This window comes from Janthinobacterium lyxosi, assembly GCF_051380665.1.
In the GTDB taxonomy this organism is placed as follows: domain Bacteria; phylum Pseudomonadota; class Gammaproteobacteria; order Burkholderiales; family Burkholderiaceae_D; genus Janthinobacterium.
Genome location: NZ_JBNYXM010000035.1, coordinates 21,541 through 39,187, shown reverse-complemented (window position 1 = coordinate 39,187; position 17,647 = coordinate 21,541). Strand labels below are relative to the sequence as shown.

15 protein-coding genes and 1 other RNA gene are annotated in these 17,647 nt (G+C 62.6%); 3 read left to right on the top strand and 13 right to left on the bottom strand.

Annotation, left to right across the window (positions count from 1 at the left end; translation table 11 throughout):
- A complete protein-coding gene (locus tag ACQ4WP_RS25040) occupies positions 1 to 2,160 on the top strand; it encodes a putative bifunctional diguanylate cyclase/phosphodiesterase (protein WP_436525370.1) in 2,160 nt (719 codons plus the stop codon).
- Here ACQ4WP_RS25040 and ACQ4WP_RS25035 read toward each other — a convergent pair.
- The 7 genes from ACQ4WP_RS25035 to ubiD form a co-directional block, all read right to left on the bottom strand.
- Positions 2,129 to 3,271 (bottom strand): esterase-like activity of phytase family protein, encoded by a 1,143-nt coding sequence (locus ACQ4WP_RS25035; RefSeq protein WP_436525368.1) that lies wholly within the window; start codon positions 3,269 to 3,271, stop codon positions 2,129 to 2,131. The genes ACQ4WP_RS25040 and ACQ4WP_RS25035 overlap by 32 nt on opposite strands.
- 43 nt (positions 3,272 to 3,314) lie before the next feature.
- Complete coding sequence (locus ACQ4WP_RS25030) at positions 3,315 to 4,535, bottom strand: CaiB/BaiF CoA transferase family protein (protein ID WP_436525366.1); 1,221 nt, start codon at positions 4,533 to 4,535, stop codon at positions 3,315 to 3,317.
- Positions 4,536 to 4,542: 7 nt separating this feature from the next.
- A complete protein-coding gene (recR, locus tag ACQ4WP_RS25025; protein ID WP_071078710.1) occupies positions 4,543 to 5,133 on the bottom strand; it encodes a recombination mediator RecR in 591 nt (196 codons plus the stop codon).
- Positions 5,134 to 5,180: 47 nt separating this feature from the next.
- Complete coding sequence (locus ACQ4WP_RS25020) at positions 5,181 to 5,507, bottom strand: YbaB/EbfC family nucleoid-associated protein (protein WP_034759121.1); 327 nt, start codon at positions 5,505 to 5,507, stop codon at positions 5,181 to 5,183.
- Between the two features lie 41 nt (positions 5,508 to 5,548).
- Positions 5,549 to 7,822 carry a DNA polymerase III subunit gamma/tau gene (dnaX, locus tag ACQ4WP_RS25015; protein WP_436525364.1) on the bottom strand — a complete coding sequence of 758 codons (2,274 nt, stop codon included), beginning with the start codon at positions 7,820 to 7,822 and terminating at the stop codon, positions 5,549 to 5,551.
- Positions 7,823 to 8,038: 216 nt separating this feature from the next.
- An RNA gene (gene ffs, locus ACQ4WP_RS25010) (signal recognition particle sRNA small type) lies at positions 8,039 to 8,137 on the bottom strand.
- A gap of 122 nt (positions 8,138 to 8,259) precedes the next feature.
- Positions 8,260 to 9,744, bottom strand: coding sequence for a 4-hydroxy-3-polyprenylbenzoate decarboxylase (ubiD, locus tag ACQ4WP_RS25005; RefSeq protein WP_436525362.1), 1,485 nt, complete (start codon positions 9,742 to 9,744; stop codon positions 8,260 to 8,262).
- Between the two features lie 477 nt (positions 9,745 to 10,221).
- Here ubiD and ACQ4WP_RS25000 point away from each other — a divergent pair, with 477 nt between their 5' ends.
- The gene (locus ACQ4WP_RS25000; RefSeq protein WP_436525360.1) at positions 10,222 to 11,139 is read left to right on the top strand and encodes a transglycosylase SLT domain-containing protein; all 918 of its coding nucleotides are present in this window, start codon (positions 10,222 to 10,224) and stop codon (positions 11,137 to 11,139) included.
- 112 nt (positions 11,140 to 11,251) lie between these two features.
- Here the strand turns inward: ACQ4WP_RS25000 and nusB are convergent, their stop codons facing one another.
- The 3 genes from nusB to ribBA all read right to left on the bottom strand — a co-directional run bounded on the left by nusB (position 11,252) and on the right by ribBA (position 13,703).
- The gene (gene nusB, locus ACQ4WP_RS24995; protein WP_070219581.1) at positions 11,252 to 11,722 is read right to left on the bottom strand and encodes a transcription antitermination factor NusB; all 471 of its coding nucleotides are present in this window, start codon (positions 11,720 to 11,722) and stop codon (positions 11,252 to 11,254) included.
- Positions 11,723 to 11,910: 188 nt separating this feature from the next.
- On the bottom strand, positions 11,911 to 12,393 hold the full coding sequence (gene ribH / locus ACQ4WP_RS24990; RefSeq protein WP_071078714.1) for a 6,7-dimethyl-8-ribityllumazine synthase: 483 nt from the start codon (positions 12,391 to 12,393) through the stop codon (positions 11,911 to 11,913).
- 191 nt (positions 12,394 to 12,584) lie between these two features.
- Complete coding sequence (ribBA, locus tag ACQ4WP_RS24985; RefSeq protein ID WP_436525358.1) at positions 12,585 to 13,703, bottom strand: bifunctional 3,4-dihydroxy-2-butanone-4-phosphate synthase/GTP cyclohydrolase II; 1,119 nt, start codon at positions 13,701 to 13,703, stop codon at positions 12,585 to 12,587.
- 427 nt (positions 13,704 to 14,130) lie between these two features.
- Between ribBA and ACQ4WP_RS24980 the strand changes: the two genes are divergently transcribed.
- Entirely contained in the window at positions 14,131 to 14,556 is a 426-nt protein-coding gene (locus ACQ4WP_RS24980) for an OsmC family protein (protein ID WP_436525356.1), read from the top strand.
- On the opposite strand, the gene ACQ4WP_RS24975 is transcribed toward ACQ4WP_RS24980, so the two are convergent.
- The 3 genes from ACQ4WP_RS24975 to ribD all read right to left on the bottom strand — a co-directional run bounded on the left by ACQ4WP_RS24975 (position 14,553) and on the right by ribD (position 17,647).
- Complete coding sequence (locus ACQ4WP_RS24975) at positions 14,553 to 15,809, bottom strand: hypothetical protein (protein ID WP_436525354.1); 1,257 nt, start codon at positions 15,807 to 15,809, stop codon at positions 14,553 to 14,555. The two genes, ACQ4WP_RS24980 and ACQ4WP_RS24975, sit on opposite strands and share 4 nt — an antisense overlap.
- 97 nt (positions 15,810 to 15,906) lie before the next feature.
- On the bottom strand, positions 15,907 to 16,542 hold the full coding sequence (locus ACQ4WP_RS24970) for a riboflavin synthase (protein WP_436525352.1): 636 nt from the start codon (positions 16,540 to 16,542) through the stop codon (positions 15,907 to 15,909).
- Between the two features lie 31 nt (positions 16,543 to 16,573).
- Positions 16,574 to 17,647 carry a bifunctional diaminohydroxyphosphoribosylaminopyrimidine deaminase/5-amino-6-(5-phosphoribosylamino)uracil reductase RibD gene (gene ribD, locus ACQ4WP_RS24965; protein ID WP_436525386.1) on the bottom strand — a complete coding sequence of 358 codons (1,074 nt, stop codon included), beginning with the start codon at positions 17,645 to 17,647 and terminating at the stop codon, positions 16,574 to 16,576.

Sequence of the window (17,647 nt, the reverse complement as noted above, 5' to 3'; positions counted from 1 at the left end):
ATGACAGCGCCCCTCTCCCTTCCCCACGGCCTGGTGCTGGTGGCCGACGACGATCCCATGATGCGCCTGCTGATGCGGCAAATGCTCACGCAAGTGGGCCTGGACGTGATCGAGGCCGAAGACGGCGTGCAGGCCTTGGCCAGCTACAAGCACAGCGGCCCGGACTTGGTCATGCTCGACGTTGACATGCCGGCCATGGACGGCTTTGCCGTATGCCGCGAAATCCGCCTCCAGGAAGTGGGCGGCACCGTGCCCATCATCATGGTCACGGGCGACGACGAACTGGAAGCGGTCACGCGTGCCTACGAGGTGGGCGCCACGGATTTCATTTCCAAGCCCATCAACTGGCCCATCCTGGGCCATCGCGCGCTGTACGTGCTGCGCGCCAGCGACGCCATCGCCCGCCTGCGCATCGCCGACGCGCACAACCGCGCCGTGCTGGCCGCCATCCCCGACACCTTCTTTCGCCTGAACCGCGAGGGCTTTTATCTCGACTATGAACAGGGGCACGACGCCAGCGCGGGCTTTTCCATCAGCGACTGCGTGGGCAGCCATATCGGCGACGTACTGCCACCCGAAATCGCCGTGCGCCTGCTCGACAAGGCGCACGCCGTGCTGGCCACGCAGCACATCGGCTCGGTCGACTACACGCTCACGCACGAAAACAGCACGCGCCATTTTGAAGCGCGCCTGGTGGCAACCGGGGCCGACGAGGTGCTGGGCCTGGTGCGCGACATCAGCGAGCGCAAGCGCACGGAAGAGCAAATCCGCCGCCTCGCCTATTGCGACAGCCTGACGGGCATCCCCAACCGGCAAGCCTTCCTGGAAACCCTGGAACGCGAACTGGTGCGCTCGAAAGAGCACGACAAGAAATTCGCCGTGCTGTTCATGGACCTCGATGCCTTCAAGCGCATCAACGACACCCTGGGCCACGACGTGGGCGACCACCTGCTGAAGGTGGTGTCCGAGCGCCTGCGCGAAACCATCCGCCCCAGCGACCTGGTGCTGCGCGCCGAACACGAGTTTGAGCCCACCTCCGGCGGCAGCAACCTGGCGCGCCTGGGCGGCGACGAATTCACGATTTTGATTCCCGACCTGGAGCGGGTGGAAGATGCGCTCAACGTGGCGCACCGCGTCAAGGAAGCCATGCGGCGGCCCTTCATGATCGAGGGACACGAGATTTTCGTCACGGCCAGCATCGGCATTTCGCTGTATCCGGAAGATGGCGAGGACTGCAACTCGCTGCTCAAATATGCGGATACGGCCATGTACCACGCGAAGAATTGCGGCAAGAACAACGCCAAGCTTTACAGTTCCTCGCTGACGATGGAAATCATGAGCCACGTGAAGATGGAAGTGGGGCTGCGCAAGGCCTTGCAAAACAACGAGCTGTACTTGCTGTACCAGCCGCAGATCGACGTGCCCAGCACGCAGATCGTGGGCGTGGAAGCGCTGGTGCGCTGGCGCCATCCGGAGCGGGGCATCATTTCACCCACGGAATTCATCCCGCTGGCCGAAGAAACGGGGCTCATCGTGCCCATCGGCGAATGGGTGCTGCGCACGGCCTGCAACCAGGCCAAGGCGTGGCAAAGCGATGGGGGGCGCGCCATCCGCATGGCCGTGAACCTGTCGGCGAAGCAATTCAAGGATGAAAACCTGATGCAAATCGTACTCTCGGCCCTGGCCGACACGGGCCTGGATGCGCGCCTGTTGGAACTGGAATTAACGGAGGGCACGTTGATGGACGATGCGCGCGCCACCATGGTGACCCTGGAGCAATTGCGCGGCATCGGCGTGTACCTGTCGATCGACGACTTCGGCACGGGCTACTCGTCGATGAATTACCTGAAACGCTTCGACGTGCGGGCCTTGAAAATCGACAAGAGCTTTATCGCCGGCTTGCCGCAGGATACGGAAAACGCGGCCATCACGCGCGCCATCATCGCCATGGCGCACGGTTTGAAAATGGTGGTGGTGGCCGAGGGCGTGGAAACGGACGAGCAGTTGCTGATGCTGGAAGAATACGGCTGCGACATGGCGCAGGGATACTTCCTGGGCCATCCGTCGCCGCACGACACGATCACGGCCATGCTGTCCAGGCAGGCCGACCGGCTGGCCAGCATGGAAACTAGAGCACTTCGAAGGCAAGGATTTGCGTGACTTGCTGCGCGTTAAAATTGTCGTCGGAAATCATCACCAGGCTGCGGCGGCCGTTTTCCAGGCGCGGACCCCAGCTGATGCCTTCGATATTGTCGACTCTTTCAAGACCGATCTTTTCCAGGTCCAGCAGCAATCGCTTGCGCGCCGGCACATAGGCCGCGCCCGCCAGGGCCGCGATGGACTGGATATCGGTGGCGCCCTCCGTTTCCATCGCGTAGATGCGCACGTGGTTGGTATAAATGCCGTCGGCGTTTTCCACGCCGGCCCGCTCCACCACCAGCACTTGATGGTCGTTCACGGCGAGGATTTCCGACACGCCATTGTCCGCCTCGCGCCCCGGCGCGGGCCGCGACGCCACCGGCTCGATAGCATACGCATACTGGCGCAGCACCTTGCCGGCGCGGTCCAGGCGCGTGATGCGCACCACGGAGCCGTGCTCGGGCGTGGCCAGCGGGCCATCCTGGTACAGGGCCGCTTCCATGCCCAGCCACAGGCTCTTGCCATCCGACGAGAAAGACAGTGCCTCGAAGCTCATGTTGTTACGCGAGCCGGTCTCGTTCTTCGAGACATTCAACATGGCGGGCGTGGGCAAGGTGGCCAGATACTTGCCTTCGCGGTCTGCGTGGCGCACGAACGGGTGCAGGCCCACCTTGCGGTTGCCTTCGCTGCCGTACCACAGGCTGCCGTCCTGCGGATCGACGCGGATGGTTTCGATGTCGGGCACCTGGTCGTCACTGTCGAGCTTTGCATGCGCCAGGTTCGGATAGCGGCTGCCGTCGGGCTGCGTGAAGAAATGCACGCTGCTCAGGGTCACGCCCGTAAACGCCTTGCTGTCGTAGGCCAGGGTGGCGCGATAGAAACGGGCCGGGTTGATTGCCGAGCGGTCATCGCTTGCCATCACCCAGCTGTTGCTGTCCGCCGCGTAATCGATGCCGGACAAGCCGCCCACGCTGGTGCCCTCGAACGGGTGCCTGAGCGCGATGCGCTGCTCGCCGATCAGGCGCAGGCCGGCAATCGGCGCGTCGTGAGGGAAGCTGGCACAGGCGGAAAGGAGGATGGCGGCGGACGCCAGGGCAAGCGCGGCGCGCGCGCGGCGGAACAATTGAGGCATGATCGGTATCAAATCGGTATCAAAAGAGTCAGCAGGGCGTGACTTACACCACGCCATCGGTCTTCAGCCGCGCGATGGCGGTCGCATCATAGCCGAGCGACGCCAGCACCTCGTCGTTGTGCTGGCCCAGGGTCGGTCCCAGCCACTGGGTCTTGCCCGGCGTGACGGACAGTTTCGGGCTGATGGCGGGCAATTTGACGGGCGTGCCGTCCGCGAAATGGTGTTGTTCAAACATATTGCGGGCGAGAAACTGCGGATCACTCAGCATGTCGCGCACGGAGTAAATTTTTCCGGACGGCACGTCGACCGCCTTCAGCACGGCCAGCGCGCTGTTGATCGTGTGGGTGGCGCACCAGGCGCCGATGGCGTCGTCGATTTCCTGCGTGCGCGCCACGCGGCCATCGTTGCGCGCCAGCTGCGGGTCGCCCGCCAAGTCGATGCGGCCCATGGCCAGCATCAAGCGCTTGAAGATGGCGTCGCCATTGCCTGCTATGACGATGTTTTCGCCGTCGCCCGTGGTGTAGGTGTTCGAGGGTACGATGCCGGGCAAGGAACCGCCCGTGCGCTCGCGCACCACGCCTGCCTGGTCGTATTCGGGCACCAGCGATTCCATCAGGTTGAACACGGATTCGTACAGCGCCACATCGACCATCTGCCCTTCCCCGTGCTCGCGCCCGCCCGTCACGTCGCGGTGGCGCAGGGCCATCATGGCGCCGATCACGCCGTGCAGCGCCGCCACCGAGTCGCCAATCGACACGCCCACGCGCACCGGCGGACGGTCGGCAAAGCCGGACACATAGCGCAAGCCGCCCATGGATTCGCCGATGGCGCCGAAGCCGGGCAAATCCTTCATCGGGCCCGTCTGGCCAAAGCCGGACAGGCGCACCATGATGAGGGACGGCTTTTCTTTTTTCAGCTGTTCATAGCCGAGATCCCACTTTTCCAGCACGCCGGGGCGGTAATTCTCGATGATGATGTCCGCTTCCAGGGCCAGCTGGCGCGCGATGGCCCGGCCTTCCGGCGCTTTCAGGTTCAGCGTCAGACTTTTCTTGTTGCGCGCCTGCACCGACCACCACAGGGAGGTGCCGTCCTTCAGCACGCGCCAGGTACGGATGGGGTCGCCACCATCGGGCGATTCGATCTTGATCACGTCGGCGCCGAATTCGGCCAGCATGCGGGCGCAGAACGGCCCCGCGATCAGGGTGCCCAGTTCCAGCACTTTAATGCCTTGCAGTGGACCAGTGGTCGCGGAGGATTCTGTCATGTTATGGTCAGGTTGCCCTGCGGTCGAGCATCGCGCGGGCGATCGTGCCCGCGTCGACGTATTCCAGTTCGCCGCCCACGGGCACGCCGCGGGCCAAACGGCTCACGCGCAAGCCTCGCGCTTTCAGCATTTCGCTGATGTAATGGGCCGTCGCTTCGCCTTCATTCGTAAAATTGGTGGCCAGCACCACTTCACCGACCACGCCATCGTTGGCGCGGCCCAGCAATTTTTCGAGGTGGATGTCTTTCGGGCCGATGCCGTCCAGCGGAGAGAGTCGCCCCATGAGGACGAAATACAGGCCCTTGTAGGTGAGCGTCTGCTCGATCATCAGCTGGTCGGCAGGCGTTTCCACCACGCACAGCAAGCGCTTGTCGCGCTCTTCGTCGAGACAAGTCTCGCACACTTCATGTTCGGTAAAGGTATTGCACAGGCCGCAGTGATGCACGGCATCGACGGCCTGGAACAGGGCGCGCGACAGCATGGCCGCGCCTTCCCTATCGTGCTGCAACAAATGAAATGCCATCCGCTGCGCCGACTTGGGGCCGACGCCGGGCAGGCGCCGCAGCGCCTCGGTCAGGAATTCAAGCGACTTGGACATGGATCAACCCTGCCCGGTGCCACAGATCGAGCGCATGCGGTAGTGCATCAGAATGGCATTTTGAAGCCGGCTGGCAAGTTCATGCCGCCGGTCAAGCCTGCCATTTTTTCCGCGGACGTCGCTTCCGCCTTGCGCACGGCGTCGTTGAAGGCGGCAGCCACCAGGTCTTCCAGCATATCCTTGTCGTCGGCCAGCAGCGACGGATCGATGGACACGCGCTTGACGTCGTTCTTGCACGTCATGACAATTTTCACCAGGCCGGCGCCGGACTGGCCTTCCACTTCCACCAGCGCCAGTTGTTCCTGGGCCTTTTTCATATTGTCTTGCATTGCTTGCGCCTGCTTCATCAGGCCAGCCAGTTGATTTTTCATCATGAGAATGCTCCGTTCAATTCAGTTTGTGAGTTTGTTAATCATCAATGCAGGGTCGGCGCGGCGGAGCCGGCCGGTGCAGGGGTAATCGTCCCCGGCACGACAAAAGCGTCGAATGCCCGCTTCATGTCGAGCACGAAGGGATCGCTTGCGATGGTTTCTTCCGCTTGCAGCTGGCACGCCTCGCGGTGGGCCTGCGCTTCCGCGCTGGCCGTATACCAGACGGCGCCCAGTTCCGTGTCGACATTGACCTTGCGCCCGAAGCGCTCGGTCAGCACGGCCGCCAGTTTTTCCACGTTGGCCGGACTGCGCCACGTGTCGATGGGCACGCGCAGGCGGAACGTGGTGCTGTGACCGTCGTGCAGGCATTCGATCAGCTCGGCCTGCACGGCCAATTGCTGGGCTATGCCGCGCAAGGCCAGCACGGCGGCGACGGCCGGCCAGTTGCCGTCCCAGTCCAGGCCCGGCACGGGCGTGATCACATACGGCCCGCTGGGCGCGGCTTGCTTGGCGGCACGCTGCGGCATGACGACGGCGGGTTGCTCGTTGCTCTGCGCGGCTGGCGCCGACACGGCGACCGAAGCGCTGTCATCGGAAAATTCGGTGACCCAGGGCGGCAAATCGTCGTCGGCAGGCGCCTGCTGTGGTGGCGGTGTCTGGCGGACCGGGGCCTCCATCACGGCCACTGGCGGCGCATCGTCCCACGGCGCCGGCGCTTTCGCGGCGGCGGGTGGTGGTGGCGCAGCCTGGACGGGCGCTGCCGGTGCTGGCGTGGCTACGGCAGCAGCCGGTGCCGGCGCGGGGGCAACCGGCTTGGGCGCCGACGATGGCGCCGATGGCGCGCTGCCCGGACGGCCTTTCGAAGCGGCGCGGGCCGCTTCCAGCGCCGCATTGATGGCGGCACGGGCGGAACTGATGGGGGCGCCCGATGCTGACGGGGCAGCGGCGGGCAGCGGCGGCGCTGGGGCAGGCGCTGGCGCTGGGACAGGTGCCGGAGCAGCTGCGCGTGGCGGCGGCGCTTCGCTGCGCGCCATGCTGGCGGCAGCGGCGGCGACGACGGCGGGCGGGGTCACGGCTGCATGGCTGGCCACGCTGTTGGTGGCAGCGCGGGCGGCGGGAGCAGAAGCCCCTGCCGCGGCGCGCGCGGCGGCCACGGCAGCGGGACGGTTGCCCGTTGCAGCGGCAGGCGCGGCAGCCGGCACGCCATCGGCGCCGCCTATGCCGGGCCGAAATGCCAGCATGCGCAGCAAGGTCATGGTAAAGCCCGCATATTCGTCGGGCGCCAGGCCCAGTTCATTGCGGCCATGCACGGCGATCTGGTAAAACAACTGCACTTCTTCCGCGTCAAACGCACTAGCCAAACGCACGATGTCCGCGTATTCAGGCAAATCCTGCGGCAAGGCTGTTGGCACGGTTTGCGCCAGCGCAATGCGGTGCAGCAAGGTGCCCAGGTCTTGCAGCGCGCCGTTATACGACAGGCTGCGCGAGGCCATCTCGTCGGCCACGGCCAACAGATCTGCGCCGTCCTGCTGCGCCAGCGCGTCGAGCAGGCGCACCAGGTAGGACTGGTCAAGCGCGCCCAGCATGCCTTGCACGGCATCGAGCGTCACTGCGCCGGCCGCATACGCGATGGCCTGGTCCGTCAGCGACAGCGCATCGCGCATGGAACCGTGGGCGCCCTGGGCCAGCAGGCGCAAGGCCGGCTGTTCGAAGGCAATACCCTCCTGCCCCAGGATATTGTCCAGGTGGCTGATGATGTGGCCGGGCGGCATCTGCTTGAGGTTGAACTGCAGGCAGCGCGACAGCACGGTCACGGGAATCTTTTGCGGGTCCGTCGTGGCCAGGATGAACTTGACGTGCTCGGGCGGCTCTTCCAGCGTTTTCAGCATGGAATTGAACGCGTGGTTCGTCAGCATGTGCACCTCATCGATCATATAGACCTTGAAGCGCGCATTGCTTGGCGCGTAGACCGCTTGTTCCAGCAACTGCGCCATTTCATCGACGCCGCGGTTCGACGCCGCATCCATCTCTATATAGTCGACAAAGCGTCCCGCATCGATCGCCGTGCACGCTTCGCACACGCCGCAAGGCTGGGCCGTGATGCCGCCCGTGCCATCGGGGCCGATGCAATTGAGCGACTTGGCCAGGATGCGCGACAGGGTCGTCTTGCCGACGCCGCGCGTACCCGTGAACAAATAGGCGTGATGCAATCGGCCGCTGTGCAAGGCATGCGTGAGCGCGCGCACGACGTGCTCCTGGCCGACGAGCGTCTCGAAATTCTTGGGGCGGTATTTACGGGCGAGGACTTGATAGGACATGCTGAGATTTTACCATGCGATTTTGCGGGTGATCCTGCGCGGCGGGCGCAAGCCTCATGGCCGGGCCACATTCAAATATGGCAAACGCGGCAAAGCAGCAATTGTATAACATGGAGAGTGGCATTCTGGAAAATCAGGCAAGCATGCAGACTGGCAAAACACAGCGCCGCAAAACAAAAAAGCCGCCAACGGCAGCTTTACTGTTTGTTTCCCGAAGGAGGCGAGCCTGATCTGCGGCACTCATGGTTAATAGCCGTGGCTGCTTCGTTCCCGACCTGACCAGGTTAGCCATGCCACGATGCGCAGGGGCCCGCCAGGGACAATTATAACCGGTCTGCGCAAGATTGGGGAAGCAAGCTGAAATCCGGGGTCAGACCCCCGGTCGAATTGACAATGACCTTTGTGTTAGCGGTGTTGAGGGTCTGACCCCAGCCGCTCTACAAGCCCAGTTCCTGCCAGATGCCATCCACCTTGGCCTTCACTTCCGGCGTCATGGCGATCGTCGTGCCCCACTCGCGCGTCGTTTCGCCCGGCCATTTATTCGTCGCATCGATGCCCATCTTGCTGCCCAGGCCGCTGACCGGCGAAGCGAAGTCCAGGTAGTCGATGGGCGTGTTGTCGACCAGCGTCGTGTCGCGGATAGGATCGACCCGCGTCGTGATGGCCCAGATGACCTCTTTCCAGTCGCGGATATTCACGTCTTCGTCGACCACCACGATGAACTTGGTATACATAAACTGGCGCAAGAAGCTCCACACGCCGAACATCACGCGCTTGGCGTGGCCCGCGTACTGCTTCTTGATCTGCACCACGGCCATGCGGTAGCTGCAGCCTTCGGGCGGCAGGTAAAAGTCCGTGATTTCGCTGAATTGCTTTTGCAGCAGGGGCACGAACACCTCGTTCAGGGCCAGGCCCAGCACGGCCGGCTCGTCCGGCGGTTTGCCTGTATACGTGGAGTGGTAGATCGGGTCGCGGCGCATGGTGATGCGGTCGATGGTAAACACGGGGAAACTGTCCTGCTCATTATAATAGCCCGTGTGGTCGCCATACGGCCCTTCCAGCGCGTGTTCATAGCCGCTCGGATGGTTTTCGTCCGGGTAGATATGGCCTTCGAGCACGATTTCGGCCGACGCGGGCACGCGCAGCTCGCTGCCGATGGCTTTCACCAGCTCCGTGCGGCTGCCGCGCAGCAAGCCGGCAAACTGGTATTCGGACAGGTTGTCAGGCACCGGCGTGACTGCCCCTAATATGGTGGCGGGATCGGCACCCAGCGCCACGGCAATCGGATACGGCTTGCCCTTGCTTTGAATCGCATGCTCGCGGAAGTCCAGCGCCCCGCCCCGGTGCGCCAGCCAGCGCATGATGACCTTATTGCGTCCCAATACCTGCTGGCGGTAAATGCCCAGGTTTTGCCGCTTCTTGTTCGGGCCCTTGGTGATCACCAGGCCCCAGGTGATCAGGGGCGCGATATCGCCGGGCCAGCAATGCTGGATGGGCAGGCGCGCCAGGTCCACGTCGTTGCCTTCCCAGACGATTTCCTGGCACTTCGCGCCGCGCAACTCTTTCGGCGACATGTCCCACACGGATTTCACCAACGAACCCAGACCCAGCAAATCCTTGAAATCCTTCGGCGGCTCCGGCTCCTTCAGGCGCGCCAGCACATGGCCGATCTTGCGCAACTCGCTGACATCTTGCGCGCCCATGCCCAGCGCCACGCGGCGCGTGGTACCGAACAGATTGCCCAGTACCGGCATCGTATGTCCCGTCGGATTATTGAACAGCAAGGCCGGCCCGCCTGCGCGCAAGGTGCGATCGCAAACCTCCGTCATCTCCAAAATCGGTGAAATGGGGGTCGAAATGGGCTTAAGTTCACCCATTTGTTGCAGTTGAGAAATAAAATCTCGCAAATCTGAATATTTCATGTGTTTTTAATTTTTTTTGACGTCGGACGCCGTTGCTGAAGGATCTATGCCAAGTAATTGATTTTATTGGCTTTTGGCACAATGCAAGACAAAAAGTAAGACATAAAAGTAATAAAGAATCGATTCGTTAGTATTGACTTGATATAAAACGGCTTCTACAATTCGCCCAACTTGAAAGAGCACGCCGGCCCAGAGCTTGATTTTAGCGTTTCTCTTTCATTCACGGAGTCGGGGCTCCACATGACATTTTAAGGAGTGTTTTCAAAAGGCGTCTGCCTTACCCCCGGTAAAAGTTGTATTGCGACTGATCCAATACCAAACGGGACCGATCAGCTCAAGCAAGCAATGACGGCGTTTCTCGCACGCATCCATACGCGGCGGAAACGATGATATTTCTGATGCACGGCATTGGCAGTACCCACAACACCGCGAGACCGCGGAGGGACTGCCTGTTGACGCGACATTTCGGGGAACTCTATGACTCATCGTAGCACTGAAGCAGCATTGCCTGCTTCAACCGTGGCTGGCCAGCCAGCGTTGGCGCGTTTGCGCGCCCGCGCACAGGCCATTTCGGCACGTGGCGTATTGACCACTGCGCAACACACACTGACAGTCTTCGGCATTTCCGCCCTGGCACTGATCGCCCTGTTGATGTTCCGCCCCGACCTGGGCAAGCAACTGACGCACAGCCTGTTCCCGCTGCCCATGGCAGTGGCACAAGCCGTTGAAGCACCGGCCCTGTCGGCACTGATGGAAGCGCCTGCTTCCGTGCAAACGGCCGCCGCCAAGGACGCACCGCTGAGCAAGGAAGAAAAAGCCTTGCTGGGCACGCAAAAGCAGCAGCAATGGGTCACCAACTGGCTCTCCAAGCGCTACCGCGTGGCCAACGATGCGACCAATATGCTGGTGTCGACGGCCTACCTGACGGCCCGCGAAATCAAGCTGGACCCGCTGCTGATTCTGGCCGTGATGGCCATCGAATCGGGCTTGAACCCGTTCGCCGAAAGCCCCGTGGGCGCGCAAGGCTTGATGCAAGTAATGTCAAAAGTACACCATGAACGCTTCCAGGAAATGGGCGGCGTGCAAGCAGCCCTCAATCCCGTGGCCAACATCCGTGTCGGCTCCCTGATCCTGAAAGACTACGTCACGCGTGGCGGTTCCGTCGAAGCGGGCTTGAAAACCTACGTGGGCGCCGCCAACTTCGCCACCGACTCGGGCTACGGCTCGCGCGTGCTGGCCGAATACCGCCGTCTGAAACAAGTATCGGCCGGCCAGCGAGTGCCGACCACGACGCCAGTGATGGCATCGAACACGCCAGCGCCAGCCAAGGCGCCGGCAGCGGAAAGCGGCATCACCATCAAAGTGCTGCCGCACAACGAGATCGCCGGCCTGTGACCCTTTAAAAGCCCTTACCGGGGCATCCAATGAAAAAGCCACCGGCACTTGCGTGCGGTGGCTTTTTCATTGCCCTGCGGCGCTGGCCGCAGGATCTACTCCTATTACTATATTACTTGCGCTTGTTGGCGTTGACTTCTTCCTCGCGGAATTTCACTGCCAGCTTGTCGAGCACGCCATTCACATATTTGTGGCCGTCGATGCCGCCGAACGACTTGGCCAGCTCGACCGCTTCGTTGATGACGACGCGGTACGGGATTTCCATGTTGTTCTTCAGCTCGAATGCGCCGATCAGCAGGATGCCGTGTTCGATGGGCGACAGTTCCGCGATGTTGCGGTCGATCAAGGGTGCCATGCTGTCGCGCAGCGCCAGCGAATCCTTGATGGCGCCGTACAGCAGCACCGTGAAATGATCGCCATCGGCCTTGTCGAAACCATGCGCGGCGCGAATATTGTTCACGACGGTGGTCGCGTCTTCATTGTTCAACAGCCACTGGTACAAGCCCTGCAGCGCAAACTCGCGCGCGCGGTGACGCGGCGTGCGGTTTTTGCTGGGATTGGCGAGCAAATTTTTCTCAGTCATGATTGTTACCTGTTCTTAAATACGTGTTCACTACAAATTCCGACGAGACACTGCGGCGCGCTTTTAGGCAGCGCGGCCGCAATTCAAGCGCGCGTGAGAAGGATGTCAGGGCAAGGCGCGAGGCCGAAGACAGTACGAAAGTACGGCGAGGCCTTGCAACGCAGCCATGGCATTCTTATCACACGTGCTTAATCTTCGTCGGTGTCCTGCAACTCTTCTAGCGCTTGCGCCAGATTGGCCATTTCCACTGCCACGCGTGCCGCTTCGGCTCCCTTGACCAGCATGCGCACTTCCGCCTGCTCGTCGTTTTCGGTCGTCAACACTGCGTTGGCGATGGGGATGCCGTAATCGAGACCGATGCGCGTGATGCCCGCGCCCGATTCGTTCGATACGAGCTCGAAGTGGTAGGTTTCACCGCGAATCACGGCGCCCAGTGCGATTAGGGCGTCGAATTGCTCGGTTTCTGCCATTTTTTGCAGAATCAGTGGGATTTCCAGGGCGCCCGGCACGGTCACGTGCAGGATATCTTCATCGGCCACGCCCAGCTTGCTCAACTCTTCCAGGCATGCCGACAGCAAGCCACCACCGACGATTTCATTGAATCGTGCCTGGACGATACCGACGCGCAAACCTTCGCCGGCAAAATTGGTTTCGTATGTTCCTACGCTCATCATATGCCTCTTTAATCTGGTGGTTCAGGGCGACATGCACATGCCGCCATCGTTTACTCTCACATCGACGCCTGACAAAATCGTAGCGAGCGGCAGTGAGGCTCGGCGCCCCCGTTGATCCGAGAAGCGCAACTGTACGGATAGTACAGTGAGCATCGCAGGCCGCAAATCACGACGCGCAGTATATTTAGTTAGGCGTCCTGGCCTGGATGGCACTGAAAACCCGTCACTTCCAGGTCGAAACCGGCCATCGACGGCATCTTGCGGGGGCTGGCCAGCAATTGCATCTTGCTCACGCCCAGGTCGCGCAGGATTTGCGCGCCGATACCGTAGCTGCGCAGGTCCATGCTGGCGGCGCGGCCTTTCGGCTTGGCTTGTGGCGTGTCGAGCGCGGCGAACTGGGCAAACAGCTCGGCCGACGTCTCGCCGCAGTTCAGCAAGACCATCACGCCCCGCTCGGACTGCTTGATGGCAGCCATCGAGGCGGCCACCGTCCACGAGTGGGTGGTCGCTTCGCTCTCCAGCACATCCAGCAGGGATACGGGCTGATGCACGCGTACCAGCGCTTCCAGGCCGGGCGCCAGGTCGCCGTGCACGAGGGCCAGATGGGCCGACGCGCTGGGCTTGTCGCGGAAGGCGATCAAACGGAATTCGCCGTGCGCCGTGTGCAGGGTGCGCTCGGCAACGCGCTCGACCAGGGATTCCGTCTGGCTGCGGTAATGGATCAGGTCGGCAATCGTGCCGATTTTCAGGCCATGTTGCTCGGCAAACACCAGCAAGTCCGGCAGGCGCGCCATGGTGCCGTCGTCCTTCATGATTTCGCAAATCACGGATGCGGGCGTCAAGCCGGCCATGGCCGTCAGGTCGCAACCGGCTTCCGTATGGCCGGCGCGCATCAGCACGCCGCCCTTTTGGGCTTTCAGCGGGAAGATATGGCCAGGCTGGACGATATCGCTGGGCTGCGTGCCCTTGGCCACGGCTACCTGGATGGTCTTGGCGCGGTCGGCGGCGGAAATGCCCGTCGTCACGCCTTCGGCCGCTTCGATCGAGACGGTAAAGTTCGTGCCGTAGGCGGTGCCGTTGCGCGACGTCATCATCGACAGGTTAAGCTCGTCGCAACGCTCTTCCGTCAGGGTCAGGCAGACCAGGCCACGCGCATGGGTGATCATGAAATTGATGGCTTCAGGCGTCACGAAATCGGCGGCAAGCACCAGATCGCCTTCATTTTCCCGGTCTTCTTCATCGACCAGTATCACCATGCGGCCGGCGCGCAATTCAGCGACGATCTCTTCGGTGCTGGATATAGACATTATTCATCCTCTTAAGACGTCTGGCAAAACCTGCTGCGCGTCGGTATAGGCAGCCTGCGATGCTCACCGTACCTTCGTACGGTTGCGCTTCTCAGCCACCTCTCCCTTCCGCTCGCGACGGTTTTGTCAGGCGTTATTATGTTAATGAAACTAAAAACTGAAACATGGAGCGCGAATACTCCGCGAATTTCCGGGAATTTTCTTATAACCTGCTATTTTAAAGGATTTAGCGCTTGCAGACCTGAAATAAGACAGGTTTGCGGCACGGGCGCCGCAAGCTGCTCCACAAAGCGCCGATTCCCCGATCCAGCGCAAACGGCGGCGGCAAAACGCGCGCCGCCGGCCTTGCGAAGAGCATAAGATCAGCCAGTCACCGCCACGGCGCTGACGCCCCACTCGCAAGGACACCCCACACAGGAGCGGCAATATGAAAACCAACGGATCGGCCATCTGGTCAGGCGGCATCAAGGACGGCAAGGGCGCCATCAGCACGCGCAGCGGCGCCTTGCAGGAATATCCCTACGGCTTTGCCAGCCGCTTCGAAGGCAAGTCCGGCACCAATCCCGAAGAATTGATCGGCGCCGCCCACGCGGGCTGCTTCACCATGGCCCTGTCGCTGATCCTCGGCGAAGCGGGCCTGACGGCGGAAAAGATGGAAACGACGGCCGAAGTCACCCTCGACAAGGTGGACGATGGCTTTGCCATCACGGCCGTCCACTTGACCCTGAAAGCCAAGATACCGGGCGCCGACCAGGCCAGATTCGATGAATTGACGGGCAAGGCCAAGGCCGGCTGTCCCGTGTCGAAGTTACTTAAAGCCAACATTACCCTGGACGCTACCCTGCTGCCCTAGATTTTAGGCACGGGCTTGACGGGCTCCACAGCAGCGACGGGCGCCACCAGCGGCAGGCGCGAGTCGCTGGCCGGCAACGGCCGGTTCATCAAGCCGGGATTCAGGGCTGCATTGTTCAGGTTATAGGCGGCGATGGCTGCCGCCACGGACGGGTCTTGCGAGGAAGGCGGCGGCACGGCCATGCCAGCGTTTTGCGCGGCCAGCTCTTGCGCCTGCGCATTTTGCCGGGCCAGCTGGGCTTGCGCCGTCGCCAGGCCGGCGTCCGCTTGCGCCAACGACTGCGTCCGGTCGGATGCCGCCCGGGCCGCCCTCGCGGCTTCCTCCTGCTGCGCCTGCTGATCGGTATTCATGCGTTCCCTGTCGATGCGCTGGGCATCCACGCGCTGGCTGTCTACCCGCTGCGCCTGCAGCAAGTCCTGCTCATCGATGGTGACGGCTGCCGGCGACGGCTGCCGCAACTCCTGCAAGTCCAGGTTCAGCTCTTCCGCTTCCAGTTGCTGCTGCAGTTCCAGTTGCCGTTGTGCAATGGCAGCAGTTTGTGCCGGCGCCCCTTGAACCGTGGCCTGCGCGGCGCTGGCCGGCAATGCTGCTCCCGTCAAATCGGCTTCGACAACGGCCGCCAGCGGCACACCCTGTTGCTGGACCAGCACGGCACCCACTTGCGCCAGCACATCCGTTCCCTGTTGCAGGGCATCCAGGGTGGCATGGCTGTCGGCCGCATACGCGGCCTGTAAAGTTGCAGCGTCGACATCTTCATTGCGCAAATCGATGCCGATACGGACCAGGCCCGCCTGGGTGAGCAAGCTGCCGTCCTGCGCCAGCGCGGCCGCCGCATCCGTGGTGCCGTCGCCCGACAGCAAATCGTAGCGCTGCGCCAGGCTGCCCGGGGTGTCGCCAGCCGTCGCCAGCTGACTGGCATCGATGCCGCTCGTTTGCAGCTGGGCGAACGATTCCGTCAGTTGCCGCGCCAGCGCCAGCAAGTCGTCATTGACATTCACCGGGGTATTTGCCGCCTTGGCCTCGTCCGTGGCGCCCTGCAAGGCCAACAGTTGCCGGCGCGACAAGGCCACGCCGGACAGGAACTGGCCCAGCGGGGAGATGTCGACCTGGGTCGACGACAGCATGGCAAGGGCCGCCGCACTGGAAGACGGCACGGGCAGCGCAGGCGCCAGCGGCGCTAGAGGTGTCGTTGCGCCCACGTGGAACGTGGCCGGTATGGCATTGGGCACGGTTGCGCGCGAAATCGGGTCCATGGCTAGCCTCCACTGCGGAAAGCTTCATAGTATGCGCGTCTGATAGAAAAGCAACACACGCTTGGCAAGACGGAGGCTGTGTTGCTGTCTTCTGATATCAGGCGCCAGCCTTGTCCAGCGACAGCATGCGCTCGACATAGCGGGCGATGAGGTCGATTTCCAGGTTCACCTTGCCATCGACCGTCACGTGTTTCAGGGTCGTCATGGCGATGGTGTGCGGAATCAGGTTGATCGAGAAGCGGCAGCCGTTGACGGCGCCCGCGCCCAGGTCTTCCACGCGGTTGACGGTCAGCGACACGCCATTGACGACGACGGAACCCTTGAAGGCCAGGTATTTCGCCAGCTCGTGCGGCGCCTCGATCACCAGTTCCCACGATTCGCCCACGGCTTCGAACTTGCGCACGATGCCCAGGCCGTCGACGTGGCCGGAGACTAGGTGGCCGCCCAGGCGCTCGGCCAGGGTCAGCGCCTTTTCCAGGTTCACTTCCGTGGTGGTATCGAGGCCCACGGTGCAATTGAGGCTTTCGCGCGAGACATCGACTGCAAAGCCCGTGTCCGACTTTTCCACCACCGTCATGCAGGCGCCATTGATGGCGATCGAATCGCCCAGGGCCACGTCGGCCAGCGGCAAGCCGCCCGCGTGGATGGTCAGGCGCACGCCGGCATCGAGGCCGCCGTCGAGTGCTTGCACGGTTTCAATCTTGCCGATGGCGGCAACAATTCCTGTGAACATGGAGCTATACCCTATAAAAAGTGTGAAAGTATTAATTGCGCTGGGCGAATCTTGCAAGGATACGCAAATCCTCGCCCACTTGCTGAACCTGGTGAAATTGCAAAGTGCGCTGCTGTTTGAGATCCGTCAATGCCGGCAAGGCAAACATGCCTTGCGCATCGCCCAGCAAGGTGGGCGCCAGGTAAACCAGCAGCTCGTCGACGCAGCCTTCGCGGATCAGCGAGCCGTTCAGCCTGGAGCCGGCCTCGACGTGGACTTCATTGCATTGCCGGCGACCCAGCTCCAGCATCAGCGCGGCCAGGTCGACCTTGCCGGCCGCGTTCGGCAACAGAATGACTTCCGCGCCCAGGGCGCGCAACTGCGCCTCCTTTTCCGGGTTGGCGATGGCCGCCACGATCCACGTGCCGCTGCCCTGCAAGATGCGCGCATCGAGGCTGATGTCGAGCCGACTGTCGACGACGATGCGGCGCGGCTGGCGCGGCGTTTCGACGGCGCGCACGTTCAATTGCGGATCGTCCGCCTTGACCGTGCCGATGCCCGTCAGAATGGCACAGGCGCGCGCACGCCACGCGTGGCCGTCGGCACGCGCCTCCGGCCCCGTGATCCACTGGCTTTGCCCGTTGTGCAAGGCGGTCATACCGTCCAGGCTGGCCGCCGTTTTCATGCGCACCCACGGCTTGCCGCGCTGCATGCGCGAAAAGAAGCCGATATTCATTTCATATGCTTCGTCGGCCAGCACGCCCGTGGTGACGGCGATGCCGGCCGCTTCCAGCTTGGCCAGTCCCTGCCCCGCCACCAGCGGATTCGGGTCCGTCATGGCGGCCACGACGCGCCCCAGCCCCGCGCGCACGAGCGCATCGGAACAGGGCGGCGTGCGGCCATGGTGGTTGCACGGCTCCAGCGTGACATAGGCGGTGGCGCCGCGCACGTCGTTGCCGCGCGCCGCCGCATTCGCCAAGGCTTGCACCTCGGCATGATCCTGCCCCGCCACCTGCGTCACGCCGGCGCCGATCACCTGGCCATCCCGGACGATCACGCAGCCGATGCGGGGATTGGGCGAGGTCGTGTATAAACCGCGCGCCGCCCATTCCAGCGCCAGGCGCAT